At 44.2% G+C, this 14,853-nt stretch carries 13 protein-coding genes; 3 read left to right on the top strand and 10 right to left on the bottom strand.

The annotated features are described in order from the left end of the window. Window positions 1-229 precede the first annotated feature (229 nt). Entirely contained in the window at window positions 230-1,282 is a 1,053-nt protein-coding gene (locus ACFFGT_RS29845; RefSeq protein ID WP_377026175.1) for a hypothetical protein, read from the top strand. A 398-nt stretch (window positions 1,283-1,680) separates the two neighbouring features. Next, window positions 1,681-3,261 carry a histidine--tRNA ligase gene (hisS, locus tag ACFFGT_RS29840; protein ID WP_377026174.1) on the top strand — a complete coding sequence of 527 codons (1,581 nt, stop codon included), beginning with the start codon at window positions 1,681-1,683 and terminating at the stop codon, window positions 3,259-3,261. A 215-nt stretch (window positions 3,262-3,476) separates the two neighbouring features. On the opposite strand, the gene efp is transcribed toward hisS, so the two are convergent. The 8 genes from efp to ACFFGT_RS29800 all read right to left on the bottom strand — a co-directional run bounded on the left by efp (window position 3,477) and on the right by ACFFGT_RS29800 (window position 10,358). After that, complete coding sequence (gene efp, locus ACFFGT_RS29835; protein WP_243484433.1) at window positions 3,477-4,040, bottom strand: elongation factor P; 564 nt, start codon at window positions 4,038-4,040, stop codon at window positions 3,477-3,479. A gap of 100 nt (window positions 4,041-4,140) precedes the next feature. Then, window positions 4,141-4,575 carry a hypothetical protein gene (locus ACFFGT_RS29830; RefSeq protein WP_377026173.1) on the bottom strand — a complete coding sequence of 145 codons (435 nt, stop codon included), beginning with the start codon at window positions 4,573-4,575 and terminating at the stop codon, window positions 4,141-4,143. A 17-nt stretch (window positions 4,576-4,592) separates the two neighbouring features. Then, complete coding sequence (locus ACFFGT_RS29825) at window positions 4,593-4,808, bottom strand: hypothetical protein (protein ID WP_377026172.1); 216 nt, start codon at window positions 4,806-4,808, stop codon at window positions 4,593-4,595. Between the two features lie 117 nt (window positions 4,809-4,925). Continuing rightward, a complete protein-coding gene (locus ACFFGT_RS29820) occupies window positions 4,926-5,546 on the bottom strand; it encodes an ABC transporter ATP-binding protein (protein WP_377026171.1) in 621 nt (206 codons plus the stop codon). Window positions 5,547-5,679: 133 nt separating this feature from the next. Continuing rightward, window positions 5,680-6,465, bottom strand: a complete 786-nt coding sequence (lpxA, locus tag ACFFGT_RS29815) for an acyl-ACP--UDP-N-acetylglucosamine O-acyltransferase (RefSeq protein WP_321556302.1) — start codon at window positions 6,463-6,465, stop codon at window positions 5,680-5,682. Further along, window positions 6,462-7,868 (bottom strand): bifunctional UDP-3-O-[3-hydroxymyristoyl] N-acetylglucosamine deacetylase/3-hydroxyacyl-ACP dehydratase, encoded by a 1,407-nt coding sequence (locus ACFFGT_RS29810; protein ID WP_377026170.1) that lies wholly within the window; start codon window positions 7,866-7,868, stop codon window positions 6,462-6,464. The genes lpxA and ACFFGT_RS29810 overlap by 4 nt, the downstream gene beginning before the upstream one ends. 21 nt (window positions 7,869-7,889) lie before the next feature. Continuing rightward, complete coding sequence (gene lpxD, locus ACFFGT_RS29805; protein WP_377026169.1) at window positions 7,890-8,939, bottom strand: UDP-3-O-(3-hydroxymyristoyl)glucosamine N-acyltransferase; 1,050 nt, start codon at window positions 8,937-8,939, stop codon at window positions 7,890-7,892. 183 nt (window positions 8,940-9,122) lie between these two features. Then, a complete protein-coding gene (locus tag ACFFGT_RS29800; protein ID WP_377026168.1) occupies window positions 9,123-10,358 on the bottom strand; it encodes an HD domain-containing protein in 1,236 nt (411 codons plus the stop codon). Between the two features lie 266 nt (window positions 10,359-10,624). Between ACFFGT_RS29800 and porX the strand changes: the two genes are divergently transcribed. Next, window positions 10,625-12,178: a T9SS response regulator signal transducer PorX gene (porX, locus tag ACFFGT_RS29795; protein WP_377026167.1), complete on the top strand. Its 1,554-nt coding sequence runs from the start codon at window positions 10,625-10,627 to the stop codon at window positions 12,176-12,178. A 77-nt stretch (window positions 12,179-12,255) separates the two neighbouring features. Here porX and ACFFGT_RS29790 read toward each other — a convergent pair whose 3' ends face one another. Together ACFFGT_RS29790 and ACFFGT_RS29785 are read right to left on the bottom strand one after the other, a co-directional pair. Then, window positions 12,256-13,791, bottom strand: a complete 1,536-nt coding sequence (locus tag ACFFGT_RS29790; protein ID WP_377026166.1) for a SulP family inorganic anion transporter — start codon at window positions 13,789-13,791, stop codon at window positions 12,256-12,258. Window positions 13,792-13,999: 208 nt separating this feature from the next. Further along, window positions 14,000-14,785 carry a succinate dehydrogenase/fumarate reductase iron-sulfur subunit gene (locus ACFFGT_RS29785; RefSeq protein WP_377026165.1) on the bottom strand — a complete coding sequence of 262 codons (786 nt, stop codon included), beginning with the start codon at window positions 14,783-14,785 and terminating at the stop codon, window positions 14,000-14,002. Window positions 14,786-14,853 lie beyond the last annotated feature (68 nt).

Below are 14,853 nucleotides of genomic sequence, written 5' to 3'. Positions count from 1 at the left end.
TTACAATAATATTTTAGCCATATAAACCGCCAACAAACGTTCAAAATTTCCGGTGAATGTCACAAGAAAGCGTTAGCAGATACATTTACTTAACCCTGACATATCCCTAATTGTACAAAAACTTATAATAAGTAATATTGCGCCGTTATTCTTAACCATATGTTAACGCATAGGGTTAACCATAAGGAGCTATAACCCAGGCATTATCGGTAAAACAATACTTACTACATTGATTAAATTTCATTTCATAAAACCGGATTTCAAGGAGTCCGTTTTAACATCCAGTTTTAATTTTACGATTGCGTTAAAAGCAATTTGTGCCCTGTTCATTTTTGTTGCCGTTGATAATTTAAAAGCAGTTGCCGGCGACCATGTCACAGCCCCGGCAGATACACTGGCCGATAGTACGCTGATGAAAAAGCGCCTAATTAACCAGGCTTTTGATCAGTATTACGAACAAAACCTGCGGGTATCTGAAGGCGGCAACGAATATTTCAACAAAATAAAAACACAGCTCACTGCCGATCTTGCGCCTAACTTTGTTTTATTCAGCACGCCAAAATCACGTTTCTTTTTTGTGTTTACCGCAAGGGTGAAGATCCGCCTGCTGGCCTCACAAGGCGCACCCGTAAAATCGCCAAGCTTTATGCCTGGCGGTACGCTGTACTTCAGGGTGAATGAGGATACTTATAATCCCAAATTCTTTTCGTTTGGTTACTCTCATCACTCAAACGGGGTACGCGGGCCATCACTTAATCCCGATGGCAGCTTTAACCGCGACAGCGGCAAGTTTACCACCAATTTTTATACGCTGACCTATTATACGGGCAAACGCATCGACAAAAAAGACCTGATCATTAACCGCTACGATAACCTGGGTTTAGAAGTTCATGCCGGTTTGTTTAACCTCGGTGTATCCGAAGGGCTGAAAGACCATTACGGCTTTATCCGCATTAATGGCAGCCGCATGTATAACTTTGCCAAAGCCTATACCGATCCAACTGATAAAAACAAAAAGCTATACCAAAACTGGCAGCGTATCCGGTTCGACTTTACTTACATCGCCGATAAGTATGATAATTATTCGAGCTTTGATTTCAAAAAACGCCTTAACGTGAGCCTGAAATATTATTACCAGTTTCCGTTTATGCCCGATGCTGCACTCATGGTTGGCGGAGGCTACCGCGGCCAGGATGACTACAACCAGTTTTTTGAAGACAGTTATGGTTACGTTACTGTTGGTTTAGCGGCTGGGTTGAATTTTAATACGCATAAGCGGTAGTAAATAAACTATAAACACTCTCCAATCGTCATTGCGAGGCACGAAGCAATCCCCAAGCAGCAGAGGGGCTATGCAAATCCGCCCTGTAAGTAGGGGCTTCGTGCCTATACGCCGCCGCTCGGCTCCAGCCGAGTGGCAACTATTCCCAGGCCTCTGGCCTGTACAACGAGGCTTCGGCGGCCAGAGGCCGTTTGATAGTCAACACTCGGCTGGAGCCGAGCGGCGGCGAAACGAGGGGAAAACAAAAAGCGGTTTCGTTAACGAAACCGCTTTTTGTTTAAAAAAAATTATCGCTGCCGCAAGCCTCCTGGCTTGTGGCAGCATGCAAGGAGGCCAGATCAAATCATCCAACATCACTCATCCAACACGTATAACCCTCTTTTTTGTACATTTGCCGCATGGCATCCATTAAACCATCAGTACCCAAAGGCACCCGCGATTTTTCACCAGCCGAAATGGTGAGACGCAATTATATTTTCGATACCATTAAATCCGTTTTCCGTAAATACGGCTATCAGCAGATAGAAACGCCGACAATGGAGAACCTATCGACTTTGACTGGAAAATATGGAGAAGAAGGAGATAAACTGATATTTAAAGTTTTAGATAGCGGAGATTACGTGTCAAAGGTGAAAAAACAGTATGATGCTTTTACTCCGGTTTTAAATAAATTAATAAACAGGGCATATCTTGTTGCTAACCTACCGGGCAATGAAATGGACGTTGATTCAATTTCTCTTGCTAATTACTATAAAAATGTTATGCAAGATTGGATTAACAAGAAACTTGATTGGCAACAGTCTATAAGCAAACTAAAGATTAATCGCGAAGATTTTAACATTACTCCGTATGAGTTGGGGATAGATTCCCCCCAATTAACACAGGAAATCTCCGAAAAAGCCCTGCGCTATGACCTTACTGTGCCTTTTGCACGTTATGTAGTGCAGCACCAAAATGAGATCACTTTCCCGTTCAAACGTTTCCAGGTGCAGCCGGTTTGGCGCGCCGACAGGCCGCAGCGTGGCCGCTACCGTGAGTTTTACCAGTGCGATGCAGACGTGGTTGGCTCTGATTCCTTATTGAACGAGGCTGAGTTTATCATGATCTATGATGAGGCTTTAACCAAGCTTGGCCTTAAAGATTTCAGTATTAAGATCAATAATAGAAAAATACTATCAGGAATAGCGCAGGTTATAGATAAAGTTGATAATATCATTGATTTGACTGTAGCCATCGATAAGCTGGATAAAATTGGTCTTGGTGGTGTGATCAAAGAGCTGCTTGGAAAAGGCTTTACCGATGCAGATATCGACAAATTAAAGCCGGTGATCCTGCTTGAAGGAAGCAATATAGAAAAGCTGGCAAGTCTGCGTGAAGCACTGGCACAATCAGAGATCGGCTTAAAAGGCTGCGACGAAATAGAAACAGTTTTTGGTTATATTGAACGTTGCCCGCTGCAAACTGCCAAACTGGAATTAGATATTACCCTTGCCCGCGGCTTAAACTATTACACCGGCGCTATCTTCGAGGTAAAAACTAACGAGGTAAATATGGGCAGCATCGGCGGCGGCGGTCGTTATGATGATCTCACCGGCATGTTTGGATTGAAAGGCCTTACCGGCGCAGGGATCTCCTTCGGGGCCGACAGGATCTATGATGTGCTGGAAGAACTTAACCTGTTCCCGGCCGGCAGTAATCAAACCACACAGGTGCTTATATGTAATTTCGATAAAGATGGCGAACTTTATAGTCTGCCTCTATTACAGCAGCTTCGCCGCAACAATATCAATACGGAGCTTTATCCGGCTGGTGCGAAAATCAAAAAACAAATGGATTACGCCAACAATAAAAACATCCCTTATGTGGTAGTTATCGGCGGCGATGAAATGCAAACCGGGCTATTGACTTTTAAAGATATGGCCAGCGGTGAACAGGAGAAATTGACGGCGGATGAGATTGTGGAGAAACTGAACCAATAGATATGTCATTGCGAGGAGCGGCATGGGTCTGAGCTAAGGGGCGACGCGGCAATCTCGTCGCTATGCCTGTGAGAACACAAAGCCGCTCAGCATAGCTACGAGATTGCCACGCTATCGCTCGCAATGACATAAGGATAAAAAAGAGAAGGGGTTCGCATCGCGAACCCCTTCTCTTTTATAAAATACTTTCACACCCCCTTCAGGGGGCCGGGGGGCTAACCTTTCACGCGTTCAACATAAGCACCGGTAGCGGTATCAACTTTAACTTTATCGCCAATGTTGATAAACAACGGTACACGGATCTCTGCGCCGGTTTCAACGGTGGCGCTTTTCAGCGCGCCGCTTGAGGTATCGCCTTTAACAGCTGGTTCGGTGTAGGTAATTTCCAATTCGGCCGAACCTGGGATGGTACCCATGATAGGCTCTTCGCTTTCAAAGGCAACAATTACGTTCATACCTTCTTTCAAAAATTTAACTGCGGGGCCAAATAATGCCTTTGGTACGTTATGCTGGTCGTATGTGGTGTTGTCCATTACTACTAATGAATCACCTTCATCATACAGGTATTGATAATCGTTAGTTTCAACGCGGGCTATGTCAACCTCTTCATCGGTACGGAAACGGTATTCAACCAGTTTACCTGATTTAACGTTGCGCATACGGGCCTGGTAAAACGCGCGTAAGTTGCCCGGGGTACGGTGTAAAAACTCTTCAACCTGAACTAATTCGCCGTTGAAGCGAAGTACATTTCCATTTTTAACATCTGATGCCTTAGCCATAAAATAATATTGAGGCGCAAACTTAGGAATTTGATTTGGGATTTTTAAACCCCTGATATTAAAATATAAAGCTCTTTGTTTTCAACATATCAAAGCGGCATTATTTTTCGGGTTTTGCCGATCCAAATATATAACCCAGTATAGCAGTCAATATCGGCAATAATAAATTCAGCAAAACAGTTTTGCTTACCTCTAATATAAAATCCCTGTATGCCTTTTTTTCATTACTGATAAGAGATGCCAGCTTTTCATCTTTACCCGCTGCTTTGATTGCGTCTGAAGCATCAAGTTGCGTAACAAAGAAAAAAATTATTAAAAACAGGATAAAAACCAACATGATGCCCATGGTTATTACAGCAAGTTGAAACCCGGCCATCTTTATTCCCGATAACGGTTCGCCTTTCGGAGCCGATTCAGGAACCTCCTTTTGGACATTTGCAAGATCAATACCAAGAGTCGGCGGAGGGGCTTCCTCAACCGCTGGTGCCGATATTGGGGTTATCGACACCATATTGGAGAGATTTAAACCTGCCATACATTGTATTTAAAAGGTTACTTTATGATTTTATCAAGAGCTGGCATAGCCAGCTGTTTAACATCCTCCCCATTCTTATTGGTGGAGAGTATGATCCTGCCATTTTTCGCCTCTTCAGCGGCCCAATTCAAAATAGTCAGTGCTTCTGTTGTGATTTTTGAAGCCTTAGATTCACCTAATTTTTCACTTAGGCTTTTCATAAAATCATCATCGATATTCAATCTAATTTCCATGGCGTTTTTGATTTATATGTTAAATATACGGACAAGAACTGGATAAAAAAAGGAATTTTAATGGTTTTTTATTATTGTAATAGCCTGTTGGCTGTTTTTCAGAAAAATGAGTCCAACTTATTCCTTATAATCTACAATACTTAGCTTGTGATTGCAAAAACCATATTCATGTTCCTGGTTGGAGCATACTATAGTGAGGCGACCGGCGGCAAATTGCTGTACGAGGCTTATGTACCAGTCAACACCCTGGGTGTCCAGGTTGGAGGTAGGCTCATCCAGCATAAGCATGGGCGTATCGGCACAAAAAGCAAGGGCCAGCTTAAGGCGCTGTTTCATGCCCGATGAAAAGTATTTGATAAGTTTATTGGCGCTTTTAGGTAGATTGAGCAGATCGATCAGATGGGCTTTATCCACCCCCGGCTTAAAGCTTTTGAATTTAAAGTGAAAATCGATCATCTCACTCATGGTAAACTCCTCTATCAGCTCAAGATAGGGGGCGGCAAGGCTTAAATGGGTAAAAACCGTTTCTATTTCAACCGGCTTGCCGTCGTTAATAAATTCAATTTTACCGGCTGAAGGCGAGAGACTGCCATTTAAAACCTGCAAAAGAGTTGATTTCCCGGAGCCGTTAGGTCCAAGAATGGCATATGATTCGCCGGAGGTAAAGGTGTAATCCACCCCCCTGAAAATCCAGTCGCGGTTAAAGCGGCGGCCGATGTTTTGGAGGGTGATGATCATTGGGAGCTTATAGTTGATGGTTCATAGTTCATGGCCGGAATATCTGTCTAAGGGCTTATAGTTCATGGTTTATATAAACCCGAACAACTATGAATTGCTGGGCTATGAACCATGAACTATAACCCATCAACCATTAGGTATTCCCAAAGCCTTTCATGATACCCCTTTGCGAGTTTTGCAGGAAGTTGATGATCTCATCGCGTTCCACGCTTGGGGTAAACTCGGCCTCGATGATATCAAGCGCTTTGGTCACATTATATTTTTTCAGGAATATGATCCGGTAGATCTCCTGGATTTCGGCTATGGTGGCAGCAGAGAAGCCCCTGCGGCGTAAACCTACCGAGTTGATACCTACATAAGATAATGGCTCGCGGCCTGCCTTGGTGAACGGAGGAACATCCTTACGAACCAGTGAACCACCTGAGATCATGCTGTGTGCGCCAATTTCAACAAACTGGTGCACGGCAGATGAACCGCCGATGAAAGCGTAATCATAAACCGTAATGTGACCGGCCAGCTGAACAGCATTGGCAACAATTACATTATCGCCAATTACACAATCGTGCGCTACGTGTACATAAGCCATCAGTAAGCAGTTGCTGCCAATGGTAGTGGTATTTTTATCCAGTGCAGTACCCCGGTTAAGGGTAACACATTCACGGATGGTAGTGTTGTCGCCAATAGATACAGTGCTTTGCTCGCCTTTGTATTTTAAATCCTGCGGCGGGGCAGATACTACTGCGCCTGGGAAAATACGACAGTTTTTACCTATACGGGCGCCGTCCATAATTACGGAGTTGGAGCCGATCCAGGTACCTTCGCCAATTTCAACATCCTTGTGGATAGTAACGAATGGTTCAATTACCACATTGTCGGCAATTTTGGCCTGTGGGTGGATGTATGCTAATGGCTGGATCATGCTTCTGATTCTTTTACTTTTACAATTTGAGCCATCAGTTCGGCTTCAACAACAATACGGTCGCCTACCATGCCTACGCCTTTCATAGTAGCTATACCACGGCGGATAGGGGCAATAAGGTCGCACACATAAATAATGGTATCTCCGGGAACCACCTTGCTTTTAAAGCGGGCGTTCTCAATTTTGAGGAACAGCGTAAGGTAATTTTGAGGATCGGGTACGGTATTTAACACCAGAATGCCGCCGGTTTGTACCATGCCTTCAATTTGCAATACACCGGGGAAGATGGGTGCGCCGGGGAAGTGCCCTTTAAAAAACTCCTCGTTAATGGTTACGTTTTTGCAGCCCACAACGTGGCTTTTGGTAAGCTCCAGGATCTTATCGATCATCAGGAAAGGCTGACGGTGGGGCAGCATGCCCATAATATCAACTGTGTCAAAAAGCGGTTTGGCGTTAAGGTCATAAACCTTTACCTGCTTACGGCTTTTTTCCTTTTTTATTAAAGCTTTGATCTTTTTAGCAAAGGCAACATTAGCAGCGTGGCCAGGCCTTGCAGCCATGATATGGCCTTTAAGCGGAACGCCAACCAGTGCCAGATCGCCTATCATATCCAGCAGCTTGTGACGTGCAGGCTCGTTTTGATGGCGAAGCTCAATGTTATTTAAAATGCCCTGCGGCGCAACGCTGATATCCTTGCGGTTAAACAGTTTGGCCAGGTGGTTAAGTTCTTCCTGGTCAACATCCTTGTCAACAACTACGATGGCATTGTTTAGGTCGCCGCCTTTAATAAGGTCGTGCTTTAACAGCATTTCCAATTCATGCAAAAAGCAAAAGGTACGGCATGAAGCAATTTCCTTTTTAAACTCGCCAATGGTTGAAATACTGGCATGCTGGCTACCCAATACCTGCGAATTATAGTCAACCATACAGGTAAAGCGGTAATCATCTAACGGCATGGCTACCATTTCAACCTTGCGGTCGGGTTCAGAGTAATGGATATTGTAGGGGATATGGTAATATTCACGATCGGCATCCTGTTCCAGCAGGCCGGTTTCGGTAATTACATCAACAAATTGTATCGAGCTGCCATCCATAATGGGGGTTTCGGGGCCGTCCATATCAATCAGCACGTTATCAACCTCAAGCCCAACCAAAGCGGCCAGTACGTGTTCAACAGTATTTACAGTAGCACCGTTTTGGCTGATAGATGTTCCGCGCGAAGTGTCGCTTACGTTATCAACATCGGCATCAATAATTGGCGAACCGGGGATATCAACCCTCCTGAATTTGTAACCGTGATTTTCAGGGGCTGGGTTAAAGGTCATGGTAACCCTTTGGCCGGTGTGTAAGCCTGTTCCTGATACCGAAACCGGCGCTTTAATAGTTCTTTGTTTAACGTTCATATTTAAATTTACAGGCTGTGGCTATTCCTTCGCCGTGCCTTTACGTAGTTCTTCAATCAGTTTTTCAAGCTCGTATACTTTCCGGTCAATCTCCGGAAGTCTGCGCAACTTCGCGTGGGCACGAAGGTACTCTTTAAATGGCATATATGGAGTGCCTCCAAAAACCTGCCCTTCCTCATTAATGGAGCTGTTTATACCCGTTTGTGCAGATACCTGTGTGCCGCCGGCAATATATAGATGGCCGGAGATCCCAACCTGCCCGCCAATAACGGCATGTTCGCCTATTTTAGTACTGCCCGAGATCCCGGCCTGCCCGGCGATCACGGTATTTACGCCAACCTCAACATTGTGCGCCACCTGTACAAGGTTGTCGATTTTTACACCTTTACGAATAATTGTCGACCCCATGGTAGCCCTGTCGATAGCAGTATTGGCGCCTATCTCAACATCATCCTCAATAACCACATTGCCTATCTGGGCAATTTTGGTATAGGTGCCATCAGGGTTAGGTGCAAAGCCAAAGCCATCACTACCTATCACCGCACCTGAGTGTATCGTTACGTTATTTCCAATAACACAATCAAAATAAACGGTAGCACCGGCAAACAGGGTTACATTATTGCCAAGGGTTACATTATCGCCAACATTAACGTTGGGATAGATCTTACAATTATCGCCGATGGTTACATTTTGGCCGATGTAGGCAAAGGCACCGATATAGGCCCCCTCGCCAACCTGCGCTGTGGGATGGATAAAGCTGGGCTGTTCAATTCCCTTTTTATCGAGCTTAATGGTATTATATTTATCAAGCAGAACGGTAAACGCGCTGTAGGCGTTTTCAACCCTGATGAGGGTAGCCTTTACCGGGGCCGTCAATAGCTGATCATTATTAACAATAACAACTGATGCGTTGGTGGTGTACAAAAACTGCTCGTACTTGGGGTTTGATAAAAAAGAAAGACAACCGGGACCGGCCTCTTCTATTTTGGCAAGCTGGCTAACCGTAGCCGCAGGATCACCCTCAACAGTTCCGTTGAGCAGTAAGCTTATATCATGAGCAGTAAATTGCATCGGGCAAATTTAAATGTTAAAATTGAAGCGACAAATTATTAATGAGTTATGAACACACGTTAAAAAGTTTTGACTGTCAAAGCGTTTCATTTTTCATCATATCTTCATTTGGCAAGTCACAAGTCTTGGCCCGAAAGTCAAAAGTCCGCATCTTTTTTTTGGCTTAGAACTTAAAACTTGCGGCTAATTGTTTAATAATTCTTTATTGTAACAAAGGATATACTTTTTTACCGTTTTAGCCAAAGCCATTAGGTTTGAGTTATCACTTGCGGCAGCAATGTCCTTTACCTGGCCGTTTTTCATTAGTATCCCAATATTACCATCTCCCTGGTTATAAGCATTATTACGGATGGATGTGGTAAATACAAAGTAAGCTGCAGCATCTTCATAAGTTACCCCATATTTTTGCATTGCTTCCTGGCGCAGACTTTCAACAAATGCTTCATCAGGGCATTCGTTGGTAATTTCAACCCTGAAAAGGCTGCGTTGTACCAGGTTTTTGCAAAGCTGCGAAAGCACCAGGTCGGGGTGATAAGCCCACACTTTTACCGATGCCATAATATCGGTATCATCCAAACAGGCAAAGGTTTCCAGGTGACGGTCTTCGTTCATAAAAGCGTCGAGGCTAATGCGGTTTTTTAAAAAATGCATCAGGGCAGGGGTAGCAAACAATTCTTCGCCCTGCGAGATCAGTTCGCGGCCGCGCCTGAAAATCTTGGTAAGCACCTCCTCCCCTGCTATTACCGTTTTATGCAGGTAAACCTGCCAGTACATGAGGCGGCGGGCTATCAAAAATTTCTCTATCGAGTAAATGCCTTTTTCGTCAACAACCACGTGATCATCTTTCACGTTAAGCATTTTAATGATGCGCTCCGAACTGATCACCCCTTCAGATACACCTGTGAAGAAGCTATCGCGGTTAAGGTAATCCAGCCTGTCCATATCCAGCTGACTGGATACCAGTTGATGCAGGAACTTACGCGGGTAGGTATCATTAAAAATATTGATGGCCATGGTAAGCTTGCCCTCAAACCGCTGGTTAAGCTTGTTCATCAGCATTGATGAAATATCCTCATGTGCAATGCCATCAATAATGGTATTTTCCAATGCGTGCGAAAACGGCCCGTGACCAATATCATGCAATAATATGGCAATGGTAACTGCTTCTTCCTCTTTGGGGCTGATGTCATGTCCTTTGCTTCTTAAGGTTTCAATGGCAGTATCCATCAGGTACATGGCACCAAGGGCATGATGAAAACGGGTATGCAATGCGCCAGGGTACACCAGGTGGGTCATGCCAAGCTGTTTGATATAACGTAGCCGCTGAAAGTATGGGTGGGATATAAGGTCAAATATCAGTTCGGTAGGGATACTGATAAAACCGTAAACCGGGTCGTTTATTATTTTCTTTTTATTCAATGCTGCTTTTATAAGTGCAAAAATGTAAAACAAAGGTAAAATAAGCGCGACAGGTTTGTTAAATTTTGTTAATACCTTTACTGTTTAACAACAAAAACATCTATTTGGGGTTTATTTTCAAATCAGAATTTACAGAGTTTTAAGATTTACTGTATATCCCGTTTATAAAACCGGATATTTGAATCAACATTTAACCTTATACTGAATCATTCTGAAAGTTTTCAAATTATGAAAATTCTGATTCAGACTATTTTAATATACATACCATGCAAGACACCACCATTTTATGGGCCGATGACGAAATTGACCTGCTAAGACCACATATACTTTTCCTGGCCGAAAAGGGCTACAAAGTAACTACTGTTACCAATGGCTATGACGCCGTTGACTCGTTTAAGAGTAATTATTTCGACCTGGTTTTTCTTGACGAGAACATGCCCGGCCTTACCGGGCTGGAAACCCTGCAGCAGATCAAGAACATCAATAATGATGTGCCTATTGTCCTGATCACCAAAAATGAGGAAGAGTACCTGATGGAAGATGCCATCGGTTCAAAGATAGACGACTACCTGATTAAGCCGGTACACCCGAAGCAAATCCTGCTTACGATAAAAAAGCTGACCGAAAACAAGCGTCTCGTTACTGAAAAAACCACCATGGCCTACCAGATGGATTTCCGTACACTGGGCATGACGCTTAACGAAAACCTGAGCCACCAGGAATGGGTTGACGTTTACAAAAAACTGATCTACTGGGAGCTTGAGCTGGAAAAACTGGAAGATGCCGGTATGCACGAGATCCTGACACTGCAAAAGGCTGAGGCCAATATGCAGTTTTGCAAGTTTGTAGAGCGTAATTACCTTAACTGGATCAAAAACCCTGACCTGGCGCCGACCTCTTCTCCGCAATTATTTAAAAAGAAGGTGTTCCCTAAGCTGGATGGCAAAGGCCCTTTGTTTTTCATTTTGATAGATAACCTGCGGTACGATCAGTTTAAGATAATCAATCCTATTATTTCCGAATATTTCAGGCTGGAGGAAGAGGATACTTACTACAGCATCCTGCCAACAGCTACGCAATATGCCCGTAACTCTATTTTTTCGGGGTTGATGCCTTTGGATATGGAACGACGTTACCCATCCATGTGGCAAAATGATGAGGATGAAGGCGGCAAGAATTTATATGAGGCCGACTTTTTAGCTGATCATTTAAAACGTGTACTACGTAAGGATTGCAAACACTCGTACCATAAAATCCTGAACATTGACGAGGGCCGCGCCTTGAACGAGTCGGTGAATAACTTAATGAACAACGAGCTTAACGTGGTGGTGTATAACTTTGTGGATATGCTATCGCATGCCCGCACCGATATGCAGATGATCCGCGAGCTGGCAAGTGATGATGCCGCTTACCGTTCATTAACCCTGTCGTGGTTTGAGCATTCGCCCTTGTTTGATCTGTTGAAATTCCTGGCTCAAAAACAGGTGCGTGTAGTGATCACTACCGATCACGGTACCATCCGCGTAAAAAATCCAAGCAAAATTGTAGGTGACAGGAATACCAATACCAACCTGCGTTATAAGCAAGGTAAAAACCTTAACTATAATGCCAAGGAGGTTTTCCACATCCGTAACCCGCACGATGCCATGCTGCCAAGGCTGCACATCAGCTCAAGCTTTGTATTTGCCAAGGAAGACAGCTATTTCGTATATCCGAACAACTACAACCACTTTGTTAACTTTTATAATGAAACCTTCCAGCACGGGGGCATCTCGTTAGAAGAAATGATTGTGCCAGTAGTTACTTACGGGCCGAAATAAGATACAATCGATGGTACATTTGCCATTCAATTTTATTTAACAACAAGGGCCCGGTTTTTCCGGGCCTTTGTTGTTTGTTATTTTTCTGTAGCTACATGATAGGATGGATCTTCCAGTATATTCACATGGATGATATCTTCCGCATTTTTTAGCAGCACCCTGCAATCTTCACTCAGGTGCTTGAGCAGCAGTTTTTTATCGGCCGAGCGATATTTTTCGGTAAGCTTGTTGAGTGCTTCAATACCCGACATATCGGCAACGCGACTGTCCTTAAAATCGATTACCACTTCATCCGGGTCATCGGCAATATCAAATTTTTCGTTAAAAGCCATTACCGAACCAAAAAACAGCGGCCCATATATTTCATAATGCTTAACACCTGTAACATCAATGTATTTGCGTGCGCGGATACGTTTGGCGCTTTCCCATGCAAAAACCAGGGCAGAGATGATCACTCCTATTAAAACAGCCAGGGCAAGGTTGTGCAGCCATATAGTGATCAATGCTACCAGGATGCCTACAAAAATATCCTGTTTAGGCATTTTGTTGATGATGCGAAAACTGATCCACTCAAAGGTGCCGATGGCCACCATGATCATTACACCCGTAAGCGCCACCATCGGAAGTTTTTCAATTACCGGTGCGCCGAAAAGGATGATAAGCAGAATGGTAAGCGAGGCAATAATACCCGATAATCTTACCCGGGATCCCGCGGAAAGGTTGACCAGCGTTTGCGCTATCATAGGGCAGCCACCCATTCCTGAAAAAAAACCGTTAAGAATATTGGCGCCTCCCTGTGCAATACATTCGCGGTTGCTGTTACCACGGGTTGCTGTTATTTCATCAACAAGGTTTAGGGTTAATAATCCTTCGGTAAGGCCAACCCCGGCCATGATGAGTGCATGAGGGAAAATGATCTTTAAAGTATCAATACTGAAAGGGATAGCCGGAATATGAAATGGTGGAAAGCCTCCGCTTACTGCAGCTATATCCCTTACCGTTTTGGTATGTATACCTAAGCCAAATACCAATGCAAACACAACAATAATAGCAACAAGCGATGGCGGCACTGCTTTGGTGAGCCGCGGTAAAAGGATCACTATCCCGATGGTTAATGCAACAAGGCCGGCCATAATCAGCAGCGGAGTGCCGCTTAGCCAGGCTTCGTGGCCATTTACCACGGTTTTAAACTGCTCCAGTTGCGCCATGAAAATAATAACAGCAAGCCCGTTAACAAAACCATACATTACCGGCTGAGGCACGAGGCGTACAAACTTACCCAGTTTAAACAATCCAACCAGGATTTGTATTGCACCTGCTAAGGCCACCGCTGCGAAAACATACTCCAATCCATGCGATTTCATGAGCGCTATCAGCACAATAACTGTTGCCCCTGCCCCACCGGAAATTAGCCCGGGACGCCCGCCAAAAATGGAGGTGACCAAGCCCATGATAAAGGCAGCATATAATCCCATAAGCGGCGGAAAGCCGGCCAGTATAGCAAACGACAATGATTCGGGCATCATGGTCATGGCTACAGTTAAACCTGCCAGGATTTCGTTTTTATAGTTGATTTCTTGCGAAAAGTCGAAGAGACGTAAGTATGGCTTCATCCTGAATAATTAAGCGTTGAAGTAAGTGGACAATAAGCAACAGCTAAAGGCTGTAATATGAATTTATGCTTAACTCAAAGTGGTGTAACCGGACTATCAGAAAATTTAGCCATAATCCAAAAGTAGACAAAATGGGGCAAAAGGAATGTTATAAAATAAGAACGGCCCGGAAAAACCGGGCCGCCTGTATGATAATCATCAAATTTAATTAATGACCTTGTTCGTGTACATCCTCTTCCCTGAACAGTTTTGCGCTGAAAAAGTCGTTGTTCATGCGGGCAATGTTGGTAAGCTTAATTTCCTTAGGACATTCAGCTTCGCAGGCACCGGTGTTGGTACAGCTGCCGAATCCTTCTTCATCCATTTGTGCAACCATTGATTGCACACGACGGTAGCGCTCTGGCTGGCCTTGTGGTAATAAACCCAGCTGGGTGATTTTAGCCGATACGAACAGCATGGCCGAAGCATTTTTACAAGCTGCAACGCAGGCACCGCAACCAATACAGGTAGCCGAGTTGAAAGCCTCATCAGCAATAACCTTAGGGATTGGGATAGCGTTACCATCAGGTACGCCACCTGTGTTTACCGAAACGTAACCACCGGCTTGCTGGATCCTGTCAAATGCAGAGCGGTCAACTGCCAAATCTTTTACAATCGGGAATGCTTCAGCGCGCCATGGTTCAATAGTAATGGTTTCGCCATCATGAAAGGTACGCATGTGCAGCTGGCAGGTAGTAATGCCACGTTTTGGTCCGTGCGGGTGACCGTTGATATATAATGAACACATACCGCAAATACCTTCGCGGCAGTCGTGGTCAAAGTTAATTGGCTCATCACCTTTGTGGGTAAGGCCTTCGTTAACCACGTCAAGCATTTCAAGGAATGACATATCCGGCGAAATATTTTCGGCTGGATAGGTAACAAATTTACCTGGGGTTTGCGCATTTTTTTGACGCCATACTTTAAGCGTCAGTTTCATATTTCCGTTACTCATCTTTATTTTAGATTTGAGTTATCGTTGTTTCAGTTGATTAAGTGAGTCGTTGATTAGGTGAGTGGTTT

The organism is Mucilaginibacter angelicae (assembly GCF_042434235.1).
Taxonomy (GTDB): domain Bacteria; phylum Bacteroidota; class Bacteroidia; order Sphingobacteriales; family Sphingobacteriaceae; genus Mucilaginibacter; species Mucilaginibacter angelicae.
Note: the sequence above shows the minus strand (reverse complement) of the source record. Positions and strands in the feature narration are given on the sequence as shown.